Source organism: Geodermatophilus sp. URMC 62, from assembly GCF_052931475.1.
The window spans coordinates 2,776,037-2,794,069 of record NZ_JBRFHY010000001.1; the positions used below are offsets into that span (position 1 = coordinate 2,776,037).

General features: G+C 76.5%; 20 protein-coding genes. 12 read left to right on the plus strand and 8 right to left on the minus strand.

Annotated features, from left to right (window positions below; translation table 11 throughout):
- Window positions 1-23: 23 nt before the first annotated feature.
- The 3 genes from ACU616_RS13465 to glgA are packed head-to-tail and all read right to left on the minus strand — an operon-like array spanning window position 24 to window position 3,541.
- Window positions 24-1,112, minus strand: a complete 1,089-nt coding sequence (locus ACU616_RS13465) for a hypothetical protein (RefSeq protein ID WP_446758962.1) — start codon at window positions 1,110-1,112, stop codon at window positions 24-26.
- Complete coding sequence (locus ACU616_RS13470) at window positions 1,109-2,317, minus strand: PP2C family protein-serine/threonine phosphatase (protein WP_446758963.1); 1,209 nt, start codon at window positions 2,315-2,317, stop codon at window positions 1,109-1,111. Before ACU616_RS13470 ends, ACU616_RS13465 begins: the two co-directional genes overlap by 4 nt.
- A 51-nt stretch (window positions 2,318-2,368) precedes the next feature.
- On the minus strand, window positions 2,369-3,541 hold the full coding sequence (glgA, locus tag ACU616_RS13475; RefSeq protein ID WP_446758964.1) for a glycogen synthase: 1,173 nt from the start codon (window positions 3,539-3,541) through the stop codon (window positions 2,369-2,371).
- A 167-nt stretch (window positions 3,542-3,708) separates the two neighbouring features.
- Between glgA and glgC the strand changes: the two genes are divergently transcribed.
- Window positions 3,709-4,929, plus strand: a complete 1,221-nt coding sequence (glgC, locus tag ACU616_RS13480) for a glucose-1-phosphate adenylyltransferase (RefSeq protein ID WP_446758965.1) — start codon at window positions 3,709-3,711, stop codon at window positions 4,927-4,929.
- Window positions 4,930-4,937: 8 nt separating this feature from the next.
- Complete coding sequence (locus ACU616_RS13485; protein ID WP_446758966.1) at window positions 4,938-5,540, plus strand: 2'-5' RNA ligase family protein; 603 nt, start codon at window positions 4,938-4,940, stop codon at window positions 5,538-5,540.
- A 30-nt stretch (window positions 5,541-5,570) separates the two neighbouring features.
- On the opposite strand, the gene ACU616_RS13490 is transcribed toward ACU616_RS13485, so the two are convergent.
- Window positions 5,571-6,227, minus strand: coding sequence for an O-methyltransferase (locus ACU616_RS13490; RefSeq protein WP_446758967.1), 657 nt, complete (start codon window positions 6,225-6,227; stop codon window positions 5,571-5,573).
- Window positions 6,228-6,409: 182 nt separating this feature from the next.
- Here ACU616_RS13490 and sigE point away from each other — a divergent pair, with 182 nt between their 5' ends.
- The 4 genes from sigE to ACU616_RS13510 all read left to right on the plus strand — a co-directional run bounded on the left by sigE (window position 6,410) and on the right by ACU616_RS13510 (window position 9,725).
- Entirely contained in the window at window positions 6,410-7,006 is a 597-nt protein-coding gene (gene sigE, locus ACU616_RS13495) for an RNA polymerase sigma factor SigE (RefSeq protein ID WP_446758968.1), read from the plus strand.
- Window positions 7,003-7,590 carry a zf-HC2 domain-containing protein gene (locus ACU616_RS13500; RefSeq protein WP_446758969.1) on the plus strand — a complete coding sequence of 196 codons (588 nt, stop codon included), beginning with the start codon at window positions 7,003-7,005 and terminating at the stop codon, window positions 7,588-7,590. Before sigE ends, ACU616_RS13500 begins: the two co-directional genes overlap by 4 nt.
- 70 nt (window positions 7,591-7,660) lie before the next feature.
- Window positions 7,661-9,229: a S1C family serine protease gene (locus ACU616_RS13505; RefSeq protein ID WP_446758970.1), complete on the plus strand. Its 1,569-nt coding sequence runs from the start codon at window positions 7,661-7,663 to the stop codon at window positions 9,227-9,229.
- Window positions 9,230-9,344: 115 nt separating this feature from the next.
- Window positions 9,345-9,725 (plus strand): twin-arginine translocase TatA/TatE family subunit, encoded by a 381-nt coding sequence (locus ACU616_RS13510; protein WP_446758971.1) that lies wholly within the window; start codon window positions 9,345-9,347, stop codon window positions 9,723-9,725.
- 112 nt (window positions 9,726-9,837) lie between these two features.
- Here the strand turns inward: ACU616_RS13510 and ACU616_RS13515 are convergent, their stop codons facing one another.
- Window positions 9,838-10,998, minus strand: a complete 1,161-nt coding sequence (locus tag ACU616_RS13515; protein ID WP_446758972.1) for an Mrp/NBP35 family ATP-binding protein — start codon at window positions 10,996-10,998, stop codon at window positions 9,838-9,840.
- Window positions 10,999-11,230: 232 nt separating this feature from the next.
- Here ACU616_RS13515 and ACU616_RS13520 point away from each other — a divergent pair, with 232 nt between their 5' ends.
- The 3 genes from ACU616_RS13520 to ACU616_RS13530 are packed head-to-tail and all read left to right on the plus strand — an operon-like array spanning window position 11,231 to window position 12,866.
- Entirely contained in the window at window positions 11,231-11,929 is a 699-nt protein-coding gene (locus tag ACU616_RS13520) for an AzlC family ABC transporter permease (protein WP_446758973.1), read from the plus strand.
- Window positions 11,926-12,243, plus strand: coding sequence for an AzlD domain-containing protein (locus ACU616_RS13525; protein WP_446758974.1), 318 nt, complete (start codon window positions 11,926-11,928; stop codon window positions 12,241-12,243). Before ACU616_RS13520 ends, ACU616_RS13525 begins: the two co-directional genes overlap by 4 nt.
- Window positions 12,244-12,245: 2 nt before the next feature.
- Window positions 12,246-12,866, plus strand: coding sequence for a GNAT family N-acetyltransferase (locus tag ACU616_RS13530; protein WP_446761479.1), 621 nt, complete (start codon window positions 12,246-12,248; stop codon window positions 12,864-12,866).
- Window positions 12,867-12,890: 24 nt separating this feature from the next.
- On the opposite strand, the gene ACU616_RS13535 is transcribed toward ACU616_RS13530, so the two are convergent.
- Window positions 12,891-13,433 carry a DUF1003 domain-containing protein gene (locus ACU616_RS13535; RefSeq protein WP_446758975.1) on the minus strand — a complete coding sequence of 181 codons (543 nt, stop codon included), beginning with the start codon at window positions 13,431-13,433 and terminating at the stop codon, window positions 12,891-12,893.
- Window positions 13,426-14,664 carry a magnesium transporter MgtE N-terminal domain-containing protein gene (locus tag ACU616_RS13540; RefSeq protein ID WP_446758976.1) on the minus strand — a complete coding sequence of 413 codons (1,239 nt, stop codon included), beginning with the start codon at window positions 14,662-14,664 and terminating at the stop codon, window positions 13,426-13,428. Before ACU616_RS13540 ends, ACU616_RS13535 begins: the two co-directional genes overlap by 8 nt.
- 24 nt (window positions 14,665-14,688) lie before the next feature.
- On the opposite strand from ACU616_RS13540, the gene ACU616_RS13545 reads away from it, so the two are divergent.
- The 3 genes from ACU616_RS13545 (at window position 14,689) to ACU616_RS13555 (ending at window position 17,591) form a co-directional block, all read left to right on the plus strand.
- Window positions 14,689-15,594: a PhzF family phenazine biosynthesis protein gene (locus ACU616_RS13545; RefSeq protein ID WP_446758977.1), complete on the plus strand. Its 906-nt coding sequence runs from the start codon at window positions 14,689-14,691 to the stop codon at window positions 15,592-15,594.
- Window positions 15,591-16,526, plus strand: a complete 936-nt coding sequence (locus ACU616_RS13550) for a DMT family transporter (protein ID WP_446758978.1) — start codon at window positions 15,591-15,593, stop codon at window positions 16,524-16,526. The genes ACU616_RS13545 and ACU616_RS13550 overlap by 4 nt, the downstream gene beginning before the upstream one ends.
- Window positions 16,527-16,637: 111 nt before the next feature.
- Window positions 16,638-17,591: an HpcH/HpaI aldolase/citrate lyase family protein gene (locus ACU616_RS13555; RefSeq protein ID WP_446758979.1), complete on the plus strand. Its 954-nt coding sequence runs from the start codon at window positions 16,638-16,640 to the stop codon at window positions 17,589-17,591.
- A gap of 13 nt (window positions 17,592-17,604) precedes the next feature.
- On the opposite strand, the gene ACU616_RS13560 is transcribed toward ACU616_RS13555, so the two are convergent.
- Window positions 17,605-17,973 carry a DUF4190 domain-containing protein gene (locus ACU616_RS13560; protein ID WP_446758980.1) on the minus strand — a complete coding sequence of 123 codons (369 nt, stop codon included), beginning with the start codon at window positions 17,971-17,973 and terminating at the stop codon, window positions 17,605-17,607.
- Window positions 17,974-18,033: the final 60 nt, after the last annotated feature.

Here is an 18,033-nt window from a genome sequence, read left to right on the forward strand (position 1 = left end):
TCCGGCCGCGGGGAGGGACGGGGTCACGCCGCCCGCTCGGGCCGGTGCGTGTAGGCCGCCTCGCGGACCGCCTCGTCGGACTCCAGCCCGGCTCCCAGCGCGCCACCGACCGTGGCCAGCGAGCTGGTCAGCCAGGCCAGCTCCAGGTAGTCCCCGAGCGAGGCGGCGTGGCCCAGCCCCTCGGCGAACAGCCCCGACGGCACCAGCAGCAGCGCCCCGGCCAGGGCGAGGGCGAACAGCGTCGCGTACAGCGTGAGGACGCCGATCACCACGGTCGCGACCGTCGCGAGGTTGAACAGCGCCACCTGCTTGCGCACCCGCCGGGAGCGGGCCCGCTCCCACAGCTGCGCGCCGACGACCAGGGTGACGCAGATGGCCACCACCGAGCCCAGCCCCACGGCCGACAGCCGCAGCAGGCCGAACCGGTCGGCCAGCCGCCAGATGTCGGCGGTCACCAGTGCGAACACCCCGGCGGCGATCGCCGCGGTCAGGGCCCGTGACAGCCGGATCGTCAGCCGCCAGGGCCGGTTGGCGCGCACCATGCCGACCAGCAGCCGCAGGTTGCCCGACAGCACCCGCGCGGTGAACCGCACGCCGTCGCCGGTGTCGGCGGGATCGGTGGCCAGCTCGCGCACCCGCCGGCGCAGCGCGTCCGGGTCGCCGTCCTCGGCCTCGCCGAGGAGGACGTGCACCAGCCCGAGCGAGGTCTGCAGCGCCCGCCGCCGGCGGCCCACCGCCCCGAGCGCGGGCAGCGACAGCACCGCGACGCCGTGGACCGGGCTGGCGTGGGCCACGACGGTGCGGCGGTCGACGGCGATCGGCAGGTCGGTGACGACGACGGCGAGGTCCCACTCCTCGGCCAGCAGCCGCGCCCGGGCCGCCGCGACGATCTCGGCGTCGTCGGCCGGGGGGCGCACCAGCCCGTCCTCGACCACCCGCACGTCCCACGCCACGTCGGGGTGGCGCTCGCGCAGCGCGCCGGCCAGGTCGCCGGCGAGGTCACCGGCCACCTCGGCCGCCGCGCCCGGGGCCGCCACCAGCCCGAGGACGACGTCGGGCGCCGCCGCCGGGGCGCCCTGCGGGTCCGGCGGCTGCGCTGGGGCCCCGCTCACGGCTGCAGCTGCTCCTCGCGGCCGGTCCGCCACTCGACCATGACGATGCTGGCGTCGTCCTGGAGCTGGCCGGCCTGGTGCTCCATCACGCTGCCCATGAGGCGGCGCATCGTCTCCGGCGGTGGGTCGCCGGCCAGCTCGGCACGGACGACGAGGTCGGCCAGCCGCTGCTCGCCGAAGAACTCACCCTCCGGGGAGCGCGCCTCGACCACCCCGTCGGTGTGGAGGAGTACCCGGTCACCGGGGCGCAGCTGCACCTGGCAGAGGTCGGGCTCGGTCGCCTGCAGCCCGAGCGGGCGGCCCGGCCGGCACGCCGGCGGGCGGACGAGCGCCCCGTCGCGGACCAGCAGCGGATCGGGGTGCCCGCAGTTGACCCAGCGCAGCACCCCGGTGTCGATGTCGAGGCGGGCGATGGCGGCGGTGGCGAACTGGCTGCCGGTGAACTGCCCGGCCACGACGGCGTCGATCGCCGCCGCGACGTCGGGGAGGTCGAGCCCGTCGCGCCGCGCGTGCCGGTACGCCCCGACGGCGGCGGTGGACAGCAGGGCCGCGGGCAGGCCGTGCCCGACGGCGTCGAGGACCATCAGGTCGACCTGCGAGCCGTTGACGGCGTAGTCGAAGGTGTCGCCGCCGATGTCGTAGGCCGGCTCGAGCGCGCCGGTGACCACGACGCGGTCGCTGGCGTAGGTGAGCGGCGGCAGCAGGTCCCACTGGATCTCGGCCGCCAGCGACAGCGTGCGCCGCCGGCGCAGCCGGGCGAAGAAGTCGCTGTAGGCGTCCCGGGTCACGACGAGCTCGGCGACCAGCGAGGCGAGCGTCCGCGCCTCGTCGTCCAGCTCCGGTGGCACCTCGCCCGGGAGGACGAGCTCCAGGACCCCCACCCGCTCGGCGCCGTCGAGGAGGGGCACCCACAGGGTGGCCGGGCCGTCGTGCGCGGGGGACAGCACCGTGTCGACCCGACGGAAGGCGCGGCCGGCCAGCGAGCCGTCGATGGTCAGCTCCTGGCGACCGGGCACGCCCTCGCCCGGGACGGGCACCAGGACGTGCTGCGCGTAGTCGGCCAGGTAGACGACCGCCTCCCGGGCACCCAGCCGGCGCGCGTGCTCGGTGACGACGGCACCCAGGCCGGTCGCCGGCAGGTGGTGCGACGCGCGGAGCAGTGCCCGGATCGGGTCCTCGCGGGAGGGCTGGGGCGGGGTCGTCACGACGGGACAGCCTCCCACCCGGCCCCGGGGCCCGCCGGGCACACCCCGGGCTCAGCCCCGGGCGGCGAGCACCGCGGAGTAGACCTGCACCGTCTGCTGGGCGATCGCCGGCCAGCCGAACTCCGAGAGCACCCGCTCGCGGCCGGCGGCCCCCATGGCCGCGGCCCGGTCCGGGTCGGCGAGCAGCTCGGCCACCCGCGCGGCCAGGCCGGCCTCGAAGGCGGCGACGTCGTCGGGGTCGTAGGGGACCAGCAGCCCGGTCTCGCCGTCGGCCACCACCTCGGGGATGCCGCCCACGGCGCTCGCGACCACCGCGGTCCCGCACGCGGCGGCCTCGAGGTTCACGATCCCGAGCGGCTCGTACACCGAGGGGACGACGAACACCGTCGCGCCGGTGATCAGCGGCACCAGCTGCTCGCGCGGCAGCATCGCCTCGATCCACACCACCCCGGTGCGCCGGGACTGCAGCTCGGCCACCGCGTCGGCGACCTGCTGCCGCTCGGCCGGGGTGTCGGCGGCGCCGGCGCACAGCACCAGCCCCGCGTCGGGCGGCAGCTGCTCGGCCGCCCGGAGCAGGTGGACGACGCCCTTCTGCCGCGTGATGCGCCCGACGAACAGCGCGTAGGGCCGGTCGGGGTCGACGCCGAGCGAGCGGACGACGTCCGGCGCGGGCGTCGGCCGGTAGGCCTCGGCGTCCACCCCGTTGCCGACGACGTGCACGCGGGCCGGGTCGAGGTCGGGATAGGCGTCGAGGACGTCGGCGCGCATGCCGTTGCTGACCGCGATCACGCCGTCGGCGGCGAGGTAGGCGGTGCGCTCGACCCAGGACGACAGGCGGTAGCCGCCGCCGAGCTGGTCGGCCTTCCACGGCCGGCGCGGCTCCAGGGAGTGCGCCGTGACCACGTGCGGCACCCCGTGCACCAGCGCGGCGAGCAGCCCCGCGCCGTTGGCGTACCAGGTGTGGCTGTGCACCAGGTCGACGCCGGAGAGCGCGGCGGCGATCTCCACGTCGGTGCCCAGCGCCTGCAGCGCGCCGTTGGCGCCGCTCAGGCCGGGCGGCACCGCCCAGCCGGTGGCGTCGGCGCGCGGGGCGCCGAAGCAGTGGACGTCGATGTCGGGGCCCGCCGGCAGCGAGCGCAGCGCCGCCACCAGGTGCTCGACGTGCACGCCGGCACCGCCGTAGACGTCCGGTGGCCACTCACGGGTGACGATGCCGATGCGCACGCGGTCACCCTAGAAGGACCCCCTCGCTCCCCACACCTCGCTCCGCTCGGCGCGGGCCCCCGCGAGGGGGCGTGCCGGCCCGTCACCTCAGCTCGGCGCGGGCCCGCGCGAGGAGGCCGGGAGCCGGTCAGGTCACACGGGACGCCGACAGCGGCTACGTTCCCCTCATGCGTGGCGGTCCCCGGGTGCTCGGCATCGTCCTGGCTGGTGGAGAGGGCAAGCGACTCGCCCCCCTGACCCAGGACCGAGCCAAACCGGCGGTGCCCTTCGGAGGCAACTACCGGCTCATCGACTTCGTGCTGTCCAACCTGGTGAACGCCGAGATCCGGCAGATCGCCGTCCTGACGCAGTACAAGAGCCACAGCCTCGACCGGCACATCACCACGACGTGGCGGATGTCGAACCTGCTCGGCAACTACGTCACCCCGGTGCCGGCCCAGCAGCGGCTGGGCCCGCGCTGGTACACCGGCAGCGCCGACGCGATCCTGCAGAGCCTCAACCTCATCTACGACGCGCGGCCCGACATCGTCGTCGTCTTCGGCGCCGACCACGTCTACCGGATGGACCCGGGCCAGATGATCGACCAGCACGTGCAGACCGGGGCGGGCGTGACCATCGCCGGCCTGCGCGTGCCGCGCCGCGAGGCGACCGAGTTCGGCGTCATCGACGCCGACGCCGAGGGCAAGGTGCGCGGCTTCCTGGAGAAGCCGGCCGACCCGCCGGGGCTGCCGGACTCCCCGGAGGAGTCCTTCGCCTCCATGGGCAACTACGTCTTCTCCACGGACGCGCTGCTGGAGGCCCTGCGCACCGACGCCGAGGACGCCGACTCCGCGCACGACATGGGCGGCTCGATCATGCCGATGCTGGCCGACGCCGGGGCGGCCTGGGTCTACGACTTCTCGACCAACATCGTCCCGGGCGCCAGCGAGCGCGACCACGGCTACTGGCGCGACGTGGGGACCATCGACTCCTACTTCGACGCCCACATGGACCTGGTGTCGGTCACCCCGGTCTTCAACCTCTACAACGACCGCTGGCCGATCCTCACCCTGCCGCCCCAGCAGCCGCCGGCGAAGTTCGTGCTCGGCGGCCGCGCCGAGGAGTCGATGGTCAGCGCCGGCGCGATCATCGGCGGCGGGTCGGTGCACAACTCGGTGGTCTCCCCGGGCGTGCGGGTGGACCGGGGCGCGCGGGTCGAGGACAGCGTGCTCATGGACGGCGTGGTGGTCGGCGAGGGCGCCTACGTGCGCCGGGCGATCCTCGACAAGAACGTGGTCGTGCCGCCGTGGGCGCGCATCGGCGTCGACTCCGGCGCCGACAAGGAGCACTACCACGTCAGCGCCGGGGGAGTGACGGTGCTCGGCAAGGGCGTCCGCGCCCACGTCTGAGGACCCTCGTGCCCCCCACCTCTCGCTCCGCTCGGGCCGGGGACCTGCACGAGGGCCGTTCCAGCACGTCACCACTGGTCGTCACCCTGCTGCTGGCCGGGGAGGCGCAGGACCGGTTCGACCGGCTGCGCGCCGAGCACTTCCCGGCACGGCCCCTTCCAGGGGCCCGCCCCGAGCTTGCGAGGGGTGGGGGGGAAGGGGTGTTTCGACTCTCCGCGCACGTCACCCTCTTCCACGCGCTGCCGGGGGAGCAGCGGCCCGCCGTCGACGCGGCGCTGGCCGCCGCCGCGGTGCGCCCGCCGTTCGACGTCGCCGTCACCGGTGTGCAGCTGCTCGGCCGCGGCGTTGCCTACCGGCTGGCCGCCCCGGAGCTCACCGCCCTGCACGCCGGCCTGGCCGCGGAGTTCGACCCGTGGCTGACCCGGCAGGACCGGCAGCGGCTCTCGGCGCACGTCACCGTGCAGAACAAGGTGGAGCCGGCGCGGGCCCGGGAGCTGCGCGACCGCCTCGAGGCGGGCTTCGTCCCGCACGCGGTGCCCGCCCGCGGGCTCGGGCTGTGGCGCTACCTGGGCGGCCCGTGGGAGCCGCTGGCCGAGCACGCCTTCCGCTGACCGGCCCCTGGGCGGCAGGGAGGTCCCCACCTAGCTGCGGCGGGTGGCCACCAGCAGGCCGGCGCCGATCGGCAGCACGGCGGAGACCAGGTCCTCGTCCTCGCGGACGGTGCGGGCGAGCTCCCGCCAGGCCACCGTCTCGGGATCGCGGGCCGCGCGGTCGCCCATCCGGTCGCCGGCCAGCAGGCCGTGGCAGGTGAGCGTCCCGCCGGGGCGGACCAGGCCGACCAGGGCGCCCGCGTGCGGGGCGTACTCGGCCGGCTGCCCGGCGCAGGCCACCAGGTCGTAGGCGCCGGGGGACAGCCGCGGCAGCACCTCGGCGGGCGTGCCGAAGATCAGGCGGGTGCGGCCCGGGGGGACCCCGGCGTCGGCGAGGGCCTGCCGGGTGGCGCGCAGCTGCGCCGGGTCGGTGTCGAGGACGGTGAGGACGCCGTCGGGCCGCATGCCGCGCAGCAGCCACAGCCCGGCCACCCCGCCGCCGCTGCCGATCGAGACGACCGCGCGGGCGCGGCTGCCCGCGGCGAGGACGGCGAGGGTTGCCCCGACGGCCGGCTCCACGGGCAGCGGGCCGCCCAGGGCGGTGGCCCGGGTGCGCGCGGCGACCAGGACGGGGTCCTCGACGGCGTAGCGGTCGGCCCACGCGGCGCCGCCGGTGCCGCCGGTCCGCGGTCCCTCGGCGATCGTCACCCGGTGAGGTTACCGACCGTGACCGGACGTAGCCGGGAGCCGAGCCTGTGAGGAGCCTGGGAACGGGAACACCGGGGTGTCCGCCGTCCGTTGGACCGCACGTGACACCCCAGCGTGCCGCCGTTCCCCCTGCCACCGGTCCGGGGGAGGTCGGCGGTGTGCGGGTCCGGGATACTGGAGGCGTGCCCGAGGCTACCGCCCCCCTGCCCGCCGACGACCAGCCCGCCGCCGGCGCCGGTGAGGTGTGGGTGGCGCCGACCTGGGAGCAGGTCGTGCGGGACCACTCCGCCCGCGTCTACCGGCTGGCCTACCGCCTCTCCGGCAACGCCCAGGACGCCGAGGACCTGACCCAGGAGACCTTCGTCCGGGTGTTCCGCTCGCTGGCCGACTTCTCGCCGGGCACCTTCGAGGGCTGGCTGCACCGGATCACCACCAACCTGTTCCTCGACATGGTCCGCCGCCGCCAGCGGATCCGCTTCGACGCGCTGCCCGAGGACACCGAGCGGCTGCCGGGCACCGCGCCCAGCCCCGAGCAGGTCTACGCCGACACCCACCTCGACCCGCAGGTGCAGGCCGCCCTCGACGCCCTGCCGCCGGAGTTCCGCGTCGCCGTCGTCCTGTGCGACATCGAGGGGCTGACCTACGAGGAGATCGCGACGACCCTCGGCATCAAGCTCGGCACCGTGCGCAGCCGCATCCACCGCGGCCGCGTGCAGCTGCGCGCCGCCCTGGCCCACCTCGCCCCGCGCGGGGTGGCGGCCCCGGGAGCGAGCGCATGAGCCTGCCGGAGAGCCACCTGGCGCAGGAGGCGATCGCCGCGCTGGTCGACGGCGAGCTGGCCAGCGGCCCGGCCGCGCGGGCCGCCCGCCACCTGGCCGGCTGCCTGGAGTGCCGCATGGCCGTCCAGGCGCAGCGGGAGGCCAAGGCCGCCCTGCACGCCGCCGCCGACGTCGCCGTCCCCGGTGACCTGCTCTCCCGGCTGTGCGCCATCCCGTTCACCGCCGACGTGCCCGGTGGCGGCGGGCTGGGCTCGGTCGCCGTGGGCCCGGGCCAGCTGACCGTCACCGACACCTCCGGCCGCTGGACCGTCTCGCTCGACGACCCGCCGCAGACCCCGACCGCTCCGCACCAGGCGCGGTGGCTGCGCCGCGGCGTGGCCGGCGCGCTGGCCGGCCTGGGCATCGGCGTCGCCGTCCTGGCGGTCAACCTGCCCGACGCCGACAGCCGGACCCCGGGCGTGCCGCCCGCGTCGGTGGCCGGGCCGTCGGCACCCGACGAGCGCACCGAGGTCGTGCCCCCGGTCGTGCGGACGCTCACCCCGGGCCCCGGATCCGTCGCTGCCGCGCCGGGCGGGACGCCCTGACCGGCGGGTCGGGTCGCACCCGCCCCGCACGCCGCCCCCGCCCGCCGGGTCCGTGGGGGACGCTGTACCCGTGACGTCCCCCGATCCCCGGGAGCCCGGGTCCGCCGACGGCGGACCCGCCGTCGACGCCGACCGCGCGCAGTTCGCCCGGCCCGCCGGCGCCACCGGCCCGTTCGATCCGCCGGAACGCACCCGCCCCGCCGTCGTGCCCCCGCCGCCGGCCGACCCGGCGCAGCGGGCCGCGTTCGGCCGCCCCGCCACCGTCCCCGGCGGCTTCGCCGGCGACCGGCCGCCCCCGCCGCCGCGGCCGGCGCTCCCCCCGCCGCCCGAGGCCGTGCTGCGCGCCTTCCGCGCACCGGCCGGGCAGTCCGGCCTGCAGGAGCCGCCCGGCGGCCGCCTCGGGCGCCGCCGCACCTCGGCCGGCCCGTGGTGGAAGCCCGACGCGCGCAGCGACCCGTGGCGCGACCCGCACGCCCCGGCCGGCCTCACCGGCCCGGCGGTCTACGAGGAGGAGCCCGAGCAGCCCGGCCCGGTCGTCGTCGACCGCCGGGGCCGCCGCAGGCTGCGGCTGCGCGACCTGTCGGTCCGGGTGGCCGCCCTCGTGGTGTTCGCCGTCCTGCTGGCCGGCGCCCTCGGAGGCGGGGTGGGCTACCTGCTCACCCGCGAGGCCGCGGAGACCCCGCTGCTCGCCCCGGGGACGACGCTGTCGCAGACCGACGACGGCGTCACCCGCGAGCCCGGGTCGGTGTCCGACATCGCCGGCGCGGTCGCCCCGGCGGTCGTGTCGATCGAGGTGCGCGTCGGCGAGGTGGGCGCCACCGGGTCCGGCGTGGTCGTCGACGGCGAGAACGGCTACATCGTCACCAACAACCACGTCGTCTCCGGCGCCGACGGGGTCGAGGGCGCGGAGATCCGCGCGGTCTTCAGCGACGGCGCCGGCTCCGAGGCGCGCATCGTCGGCCGCGACCCGGCCAGCGACGTCGCCGTCGTGAAGGTGGAGCGGCCCGGGCTGGTCACCGCCTCGCTGGGCAGCACCGACGACCTCGTGGTCGGCGACCCGGTCGTGGCCATCGGCTCACCGCTGGGGCTGGCCGGCACGGTGACCAGCGGCATCGTCAGCGCGCTAGACCGGCCCGTGCGGCTGGCGGGTGAGGGCAGCGACACCAACGCGGTGATCAGCGCCGTGCAGACCGACGCCCCCATCAACCCCGGCAACTCCGGCGGGGCGCTGGTCGACGCCACCGGCGCGGTCATCGGCATCAACACCGCGATCGCCTCGCTCGGGGGCGGCAGCGTCGGGCTCGGCTTCGCCATCCCGATCGACACCGCCCGCGACGTCGCCGAGCAGCTCATCGCCACCGGCAGCGCGGTGCACGCCTCGCTCGGCGTCAGCACCCGGTCGGTCACCGACGGCACCCGCGACGGCGCGCTGGTCCTCAACGTCGAGCCGGGCAGCGCCGCCGCGGACGCCGGCGTCCAGGAGCAGGACGTCGTCATCGCCGTCGACGACCGGCCCGTGGGCAGCTCCGAGGAGCTCGTCGTCGCCGTCGACGCCCACGAGCCGGGCGACGTGGTCACCCTCGAGCTGATCCGCGACGGGGCGTCCACGACGGTCCGGGCGACGCTCGACCAGGCCTGAGGAAGGACCCCGTCCTCCCCACCCTTCGCAGGCTCGGGGTGGGACCCGGGACGGGGCCGCGTCGAACTACTCTGGAACGGCGGCCGTCGCAGGCGGCAGGAGGGCGGGAGCGGCGGTGTTCGACTCGATCGGCTGGGGCGAGATCGTCGTCCTCGCGCTCGCCGCGCTGTTCATCTTCGGGCCCGAGCGGCTGCCGCACCTGGCCAAGGACGCCGCAGCCGGGCTCAAGCGGGTCCGCGAGGCGCTCACCGGCGTGCGGGCCCAGGTCGACGAGTCCCTCGGCGAGGAGCTGGCCGGGCTGCGCGACCTCGACCTGCGCCGGTACCACCCGAAGACGTTCATCCGCGAGCAGCTGCTCGCCGACGAGGACGCCCCGCCGGTGCGCCGCGGCCGCGCCACCGGGGCCACGGCGGCGAGCCTCGTCAAGCCCGCCGGCGACCGCGCCCGACCCCGCGACCGCGCCACGCCACCGCCCTTCGACGTCGACGCGACCTGATCTGCCGGCCCACCGGCGACCCCGCAACCACGTCCACCTCCTGAGCTGAGCCCTGCCCGACGCCGAGAGGCCCGGCTCCACGCGGGGACCGGGCCTCTCGGCTGTCGGTGACTCAGCGGCGGACGGGCGTGAGCCCCAGCGACATCCCGGACAGCCCGCGCTGGCGGACGGCGAGGGAGTCGGCGATCGCGGCCAGCGCCTTCGCCGAAGCCGACTCGGGGTCGGCGAGCACGATCGGCGCGCCGGCGTCGCCGGCCTCGCGCAGCCGGGTGTCGAGCGGGATCTGGCCCAGCAGCGGCACCCGCGCACCCAGCGTGCGGGTCAGCGCGTCGGAGACCGTCTGGCCGCCACCGGAGCCGAAGACCTCCATGCGGCTGCCGTCGGGCAGCTCCATCCACGACATGTTCTCGATGACGCCGACCACCTGCTGGTGGGTCTGCGTGGCGATCGCGCCGGCGCGCTCGGCCACCTCGGCGGCGGCGAGCTGCGGCGTGGTCACCACGAGGATCTCGGCGTTGGGCAGCAGCTGGGCGATGGAGATCGCCACGTCGCCGGTGCCGGGCGGGAGGTCCAGCAGCAGGACGTCGAGGTCGCCCCACCACACGTCGGCGAGGAACTGCTGCAGCGCGCGGTGCAGCATCGGGCCGCGCCACACGACCGGGGTGTTGCCCGGGGTGAACATGCCGATCGAGATGACCTTCACGCCCATCGACTGCGGCGGCATGATCATGTTGTCGACCTGGGTCGGCTTGTCCTCGACGCCGAGCATGCGCGGCACCGAGTGGCCGTAGATGTCGGCGTCCACGACGCCGACCGACAGGCCCTTCTTGGCCAGCGCCGCGGCCAGGTTGACCGTGACGCTGGACTTGCCGACGCCGCCCTTGCCGGAGGCGACGGCGTAGACGCGGGTGAGCGAGCCGGGCTGGGCGAACGGGATGACCGGCTCGGCCGCGTCGGTGCCGCGGACGGTCCTGCGCAGCTCGGCGCGCTGCTCGTCGCTCATGACGTCCAGGCCGACCTGCACGGAGGTCACGCCGGGGACGGCGGAGACGGCCTGGGTGACGCGGTTGGTGATCGTCTCGCGCATCGGGCAGCCGGCCACCGTGAGGTAGACCTCGACGCGCACGGCGCCCGGGTCGCCCTCGACGCCGATCTGCACGTCCTTGACCATGCCGAGGTCGGTCAGCGGACGGTTGATCTCCGGGTCCTGGACGGTGGCCAGAGCGGCGTTGACGGCGTCGAGCGCCGGGGAGCCGGTCAGCGTGTCGGACATGGGTGCGTGTGTCTCCTTCGACGGGGGGACCCGGCCTGCGACCCGCCGCGCGGCGGCGTCCTGCGACCCGGGCCACCTGCCACTGTACGGCGATCGGCACCGGGTGCCGCCCGGCGCGGGGGTGATGTGCTGCGCAGTGCCCCGGGTGCTGCCGTGCTGGTCGGCGCGGGGGTGCCCGGGTGGCCTCCCGGGCCGACGGCGCCTCCTGGGGCGGTCGGTAGCGTCGGGCGCCGTGTCCTCCGCCCGCACCGCCGTCCTGCGCGACGCGATCGGGCTGGGAGTGGCCGTGGGCCTCTACGGCGTCGCCTTCGGCGCGGCCGCCGACGCCGCGGGCCTGGACGTCTGGCAGGCGCTGGCGACGTCGCTGCTGATGTTCACCGGCGCCTCCCAGTTCGCCCTGGTCGGCGTGCTCGGGGCCGGCGGCAGCGGGGCGGCCGCCGTCGGCAGCGCGCTGCTGCTGGGCACCCGCAACACCGTCTACGGCGTCCGGCTCGCCCCGCTGCTCGCCCCGCGCGGGCGGCTGCGCCGGTTGGGGACGGCGCAGTGGGTCATCGACGAGACGACGGCGCTGGCCGTCGCCGCGCCCGACCGCGGGCTGGCCCGCCTCGGCTTCCTCGCCGGCGGGGCCACCATCTACGTGCTGTGGAACGTCACCACGCTGGTCGGCGCGCTCGGCGCCGCGGCGCTGGGGGAGACCGCGCAGGCGGCCCTGGACGCCGTCGTCCCCGCCGCCTTCCTCGCGCTGCTGTGGCCGCGGCTGCGGGCCGGTGCCGAGGAGCCCGGCGTCGCCCGCCGGGTGGCCCTCGGCGGCGCGGCGGTGGCGCTGGCGCTCACCTCGTTCGTGCCGCCGGGGGTGCAGGTGGTGGCCGCCGTCGTCGCGGTGGCGCTGGCCGGCCGGCCCCGCCCCGGCCGGCCGGAGGCGGCGTCGTGAGCACCGGGACGCTGTGGGCGGTCGTGCTCGTCGGCTCGCTGGGCTGCTACCTGCTCAAGCTCGCCGGGCTGTCCGTGCCGGCGGCGTGGGTCGAGCGGCCGTGGGTGACCCGCGTGGTCACGTTCGTCCCCGCGGCGCTGCTGGCGGCCCTGGTCGCCGTCCAGGCGCTGACCTCGGGCCAGGACCTCGTGGTCGACGGCCGGCTGGCCGGGCTCGCGGTCGCGGCGGTGGCGCTGGCGCTGCGCGCGCCGTTCGTCGTGGTCCTCGTCCTGGCCGGCGCCACCGGGGCGCTGGTGCACGTCCTGGGAGGGTGAGCATGCCGGAGCGGCCCGGGACCCCGGCCGACGCGCGGGCCGCGATCGCCCGGCTCGACGGCGAGGTCGCCGCGCTGCTGGCCCGCCGCGAGCAGCTGGTGCGGGCGGCCGGCCGGCTCGGGACCGACGGCGTCGGTGTCGGCGGGGTCGACGGCGTGCTCGACGGGGTCGTCGTCGGCCCGGCGGCGCCCGGCAGCGCCGGGGAGGTGCTCACCGTGCAGCGCGCCGCCTACCTCACCGAGGCGCAGCTCTACGGCGACCCCGCCATCCCACCGCTCACCGAGACGCTCGACCAGGTCGCGGCCGCGGTCGCCGCGGGCTCGGCCCTGACCGCGACGGTCGGCCCGCGGGTGGTGGGGGCCGTCCGCGGGACCGTCGCCGACGGCGTGCTGGCCGTCGGCCGGCTGGCCGTGGCGCCCGACCAGCAGGGCCGCGGCGTCGGCACCGCGCTGCTGGTCGCGCTGGAGCGGTGGGCCGGTGCCGCGGCCCACCGGGCGGTGCTGTTCACCGGCGCCCGCAGCGAGGGCAACCTCCGCCTGTACCGGCGGCTGGGGTACCGGGAGGAGCACCGCGAGCGGATCAGCCCCGCCGTCGAGCTGGTCCACCTCGGCAAGGACCTCTGACCCGGCGGCCGGCCACCCGCCGGCTCAGCCGACCGACTCGCGCCGCTCCCGCTCGGCGCGCTCGGCCTGCTTGCGGGCCTTGCGCTCCCGCTTCTCCGCCTCCTCGGTGGTGTCCGAGACCAGCCGGGTGAGCTCGCCGCGGATGAAGTCGCGGGTGGCCAGCTCGCCGATCGCCACGCGCAGCGAGGCCAGCTCCCGGGCCAGGTACTCGGTGTCGGCGCGGGTGGAGGCGGCCCGGGCGCGGTCCTCCTCGGCCTGCACCCGGTCGCGGTCGGCCTGCCGGTTCTGCGCCAGCAGGATCAGCGGCGCGGCGTAGGCGGCCTGGGTGGAGAAGGCCAGGTTGAGCAGGATGAACGGGTAGGGGTCCCAGCGCAGCCGGACGGCGAAGACGTTGAGCGCGATCCAGACCACCACGATGAGCGTCTGGACGGCGAGGAAGCGACCCGTCCCGAGGAAGCGCGCGATGCCCTCGGCGAACCGGCCGACCGCGTCGGGGTCCAGCCGCAGGTAGCTGCCCAGGCCGCGGGGTGACCCGCGGGGGACGTCGAGGCGGCGGCCGTCAGCCACGGCGGGCGCGCTCCCGCCAGTCCTCGGGGAGCAGGTGGTCCAGGACGTCGTCGACGCTCACCGCGCCCACCAGCCGGCCCAGCTCGTCGACGACCGGGGCGGCCACCAGGTTGTAGGTGGCGAAGTAGTGGGTCACCTCGGCCAGCGGTGTCTCCGGCTTCAGCGGCTCGAGGTCGTCGAGGACGCCGCTGACCAGGGTGGACGGCGGCTCGCGCAGCAGCCGCTGGATGTGCGCCAGCCCCAGGTAGCGCCCGGTCGGGGTGGCCGAGGGCGGCCGGCAGACGTAGACCTGGCTGGCCAGCGCCGGGGTCAGCTCGGGCTCGCGCACCCGGGCCAGCGCCTCGGCGATCGTCGCGTCCGGGGTGAGGATCACCGGCTCGCTGGTCATGATGCCGCCGGCGGTGTCCTCGGAGTACTTGAGCAGCTGGCGCACCGGCTCGGCCTCGTCGGGCTCCATGAGCTCGAGCAGCCGGTCGCGGTCGACGTGGGACAGCTCCGCGAGCAGGTCGGCGGCGTCGTCGGGGTCCATCTCCTCGAGGACGTCGGCGGCCCGCGCCTCCTCCAGGGTGCCGAGGATGGTGATCTGCTCGGCCTCCGGCAGCTCGCCGAGGACGTCGGCCAGCCGCTGGTCGTCCAGCGCCTCGGCCACCTCGTGCCGCCGCTTGATCGGCAGGTCCTGCAGCGCGTGGGCGAGGTCGGCGGCGTTGAGCTCGCGGTACGTGGCGATCAGCGTCTCGGCGCCCTGCCCCTCCTCGGACAGCGCCAGGCCGGAGACCTCGTCCCACGCGAGCTGGTGCAGCTGGCCGCGCCGGCCGATCCGGCCGGGCTCCTGGACGGCGAGGCGGGTGATCAGCCACTCGCCGGTGCGGGTCTGCTCCATGCCGGCGTCGACGACGGTGCCCGGCCGGCCGGACTCGCGGATGGTGACCGTGCGGTCGAGCAGCTCGCCGAGGACGAGCGTCTCGCCGCGCCGCTGCTCGAAGCGCTTGAGGTTCAGCGTGCCCGACCCAAGCACGACCGCGCCGGGGTCGACGGCGGTCACCCGGCCCATCGGCACGAAGATGCGCCGGCGGGCCACGACCTCGACGACCAGGCCGAGCACGCGGGGGGAGGCCGTGCCCACCCGCAGCGCCACGACGACGTCGCGCACCCGGCCCACGCGGTCGCCGTTGGGGTCGAAGACGGGCAGTCCGGCGAGCCGGGAGACGTACGCCCTGGTCACCGTGGTCACGGTGGCTGAGGCTACCGTCGGTGCGTGGCCACCCCTGCCTCCGTGGCGTACGAGGTCGTCGACGTCTTCGCGCCGCGGGCCTTCGCGGGCAACCCGCTGGCCGTGGTGCTCGACGCCGACGACCTGAGCACCGAGCAGTGCCAGGCGCTGGCCAACGAGTTCGCACTGTCGGAGACGTCGTTCCTCAGCGCCCCCACCGAGCCCTCGGCCTCCCACCCTGGGTCGGCCGGCGGTCCGGGAGCCGACTACCGGGTCCGCATCTTCACGCCCTACGCCGAGCTGCCCTTCGCCGGTCACCCGAGCGTCGGGGCGGCGCACACGCTGGTCCGCACCGGGCGGCTGCCCGCGGGCACGCTGCGGCAGGAGTGCGGCGCCGGCGTCCTGCCGGTCGAGGTCACCGGCGAGGGCGCCACGCTCACCGGCGGCCGGCCGACCCTCGAGGACGGCCCCGACCCGGCGGTCCTGGCCGCGGCCGTGGGGCTCGCCCCGGCCGACGTCGTGGGACTGCCGGCGCACGTCGCCGGCTGCGGCCTGCCGTTCGCCTTCCTCGCGGTGCACCCCGACGTCGTCGACCGCGCCGTCCCCGACCCCGCCGCGCTCGCCCCGCTCGGCGTGGGGGAGGGCGTCTCGGTGCTGTCCTGGGACGCGGCGACGTCGACCGCCCGCGCCCGCGTCTTCGCCCGCGACCTGCGGTGGGGCGAGGACCCGGCCACCGGCTCGGCCGCGCTGGGCACGGGGGTCTGGCTGGTCGCCGCCGGGCTGGTCGCGCCGGACGGCACGTCGGCCTACACGGTCGGCCAGGGGGAGGCCATGGGCCGGCCCTCGGTGCTGTCCTGCACGGTCACCGCCGAGGCCGCCCGGACGACGGCGGCCACGGTGTCCGGCGCGGTGGTGCCCGTCGCCACCGGGCGCATCCGGGTGCCGGGGTGAGCCTCGGGGAGGCGACCACCGCTCCCTCTCCGTGGGCGGTGCACCGCCCGGGCACCCGCGACGTCGTCCTCATGGGGATCGCCGTCGCCGGCGTCTCGTTCTCCGGGCCGCTCACCGCGCTGGTGACGACGTCGGTCCTGGCCATCGCCTTCTGGCGCAACGCCGCCGGCGCCGCGCTGCTCGTGCCGGTGCTGCTCGGCCGCGAGCGGGCCACCCTGGCCGGGCTGCGGCCGCGGCACCTGGGCACGTCGGTGCTGGCCGGGCTGTTCCTGGCCGCCCACTTCGCCGCGTGGCTGCCCAGCCTGTCGATGACGACGGTCGCCGCCTCCACGGCGCTGGTCACCACGACCCCGGTCTGGACGGCGCTGGCCGCCCGCGTCTCCGGCGTCCGGCTGCCCGGGCCGGTGTGGTGGGGGCTGGCGCTCGCCGTGGTCGGGGCCGCGCTGATCGCCGGGGTCGACGTCGCGGTGAGCCTCGAGGCGCTCGCCGGCGACGGGCTGGCGCTGCTGGGCGCGCTGTGCGCCGGCGGCTACATGCTGGCCGGCGCGCGGGCGCGCACCCGGCTGGCGACGTCGGCCTACTCGGTCGTCTGCTACTCCACCTGCGCCGCCGCGCTGGCCGTCGCCGCGCTCGTCGCCGGGGTGCCGCTGGCCGGGTTCAGCGCCCGCGACTGGTGGCTGATCGCCGCGATCACCGTCTGCGCGCAGCTGCTCGGGCACACGCTGCTCAACCTGGTGCTCTCCGACGTGGGGCCGACCGTCGTCGGGCTGGCGATCCTGCTCGAGGTGCCCGGTGCGCTGCTGGTCGCGCTGGTCCTGCTGGGGCAGACGCCGCCGCTGCTGGCGCTGCCCGGGATGGTCGCCGTGGTCGCCGGGGTGGCCCTCGTGGTGCGCGCCGGACGGCCGGCGACGCCGGCCGAGCCGGTCACCTGAGGCAGGACCCGGTCGCACCCGCCACCCGCAGGCTCCCGGCGGGACCCTGCGACGGGCCCGGTGCGCGTCGTTACCCTCCGGTGGCCGATCCCCCCTACCAGCGGAGGCACCGTGGCCGAGCTCCGATCCCGCCGTTCCAACCTCGCCGTCCCGGGCAGCAACCCCCGGTTCCTGGAGAAGGCGAAGGGGTTGGGCGCCGACCAGGTGTTCCTCGACCTCGAGGACGCCTGCGCGCCGCTGGCCAAGCCCGGGGCCCGCAAGAACATCGTCGCGGCGCTGAACGAGGGCGGCTGGGGCGAGAAGATCCGCACCGTCCGGGTCAACGACTGGACGACGGAGTGGACCTTCACCGACGTCATCGAGGTCGTCGGCGGGGCGGGCGCGAACCTCGACTGCATCATGCTGCCGAAGGTCGCCGACGCCGGTCAGGTGCAGGCGCTGGACATGCTGCTGACCCAGGTCGAGAAGGCCAACGGCCTGGAGGTCGGCCGGATCGGCATCGAGGCGCAGATCGAGACCGCGCAGGGCCTGATCAACGTCAACTCCATCGCGTTCGCCAGCCCGCGGATCGAGACGATCATCTTCGGCCCGGCCGACTTCATGGCCAGCATCAACATGAAGTCGCTCGTGGTCGGTGCCCTGCACCCGGACTACGCCGGCGACCCGTTCCACTACATCCTCATGCAGATCCTCATGGCCGCCCGCGCCCGCGGCGTGCAGGCCATCGACGGGCCCTTCCTGCAGGTGCGCGACGTCGAGGCATTCCGCGAGGTGGCCAAGCGCTCGGCGGTGCTGGGCTTCGACGGCAAGTGGGTGCTGCACCCCGGCCAGGTCGACGCGGCCAACGAGATCTACTCGCCGTCCCAGGAGGACTACGACCACGCCGAGCTGATCCTCGACGCCTACGACTGGGCGACCTCGGAGGCCGGCGGCAAGAAGGGCTCGGCGATGCTCGGAGACGAGATGATCGACGAGGCCAGCCGCAAGATGGCGCTGGTCATCGCCGGCAAGGGCCGCGCCGCGGGCATGAGCCGCACGTCGTCGTTCACCCCGCCGGAGTCCTGAGCTCCCTCGGTCCTCAGGGGGCGAAGGAGGCCCCGACCGTGGCGACGGCGATGATCGCGATGACGATGCCGAGGACGGCGAGGCCGGTGGCGATGCCCCCGACGACGATCCCGGCCAGCGCCAGACCGTCGCCCTCCTCGCCGGTCTCCCGGATCTGCCGGCGCGCGAGGATGCCGAGCACGAGGCCGACCGGGGCCGCGACGAACGCGAACACCAGCGCGAGGATCGCCAGGGTGTTGGTGGGCCGCCGGTAGGACGGCCAGCCCGGCGGCGGGCCGTACCCGGGTGGCCCGTAGGCCGGCGGCGGACCGTACTGCGGCGGGCCGTACGCCGGGGGCGGCTGGCCGGGCGGGGTGCTCCGGGGATCGGGGCTGCTGCTCATCGCGTCCTCCTCGCTGGCACCGCGGACCGTAGACGCCACGGGCCCGACGCGGGGGGACCG

Coding starts and splice junctions, on each gene's coding strand:
- glgC (WP_446758965.1), top strand. CDS start 3,709: ATGCGTGGCGGTCCCCGGGTGCTCGGCATCGTCCTGGCTGGTGGAGAG.
- ACU616_RS13530 (WP_446761479.1), top strand. CDS start 12,246: ATGCCGGAGCGGCCCGGGACCCCGGCCGACGCGCGGGCCGCGATCGCC.
- ACU616_RS13500 (WP_446758969.1), top strand. CDS start 7,003: ATGAGCCTGCCGGAGAGCCACCTGGCGCAGGAGGCGATCGCCGCGCTG.
- ACU616_RS13515 (WP_446758972.1), bottom strand. CDS start 10,998: ATGTCCGACACGCTGACCGGCTCCCCGGCGCTCGACGCCGTCAACGCC.
- ACU616_RS13560 (WP_446758980.1), bottom strand. CDS start 17,973: ATGAGCAGCAGCCCCGATCCCCGGAGCACCCCGCCCGGCCAGCCGCCC.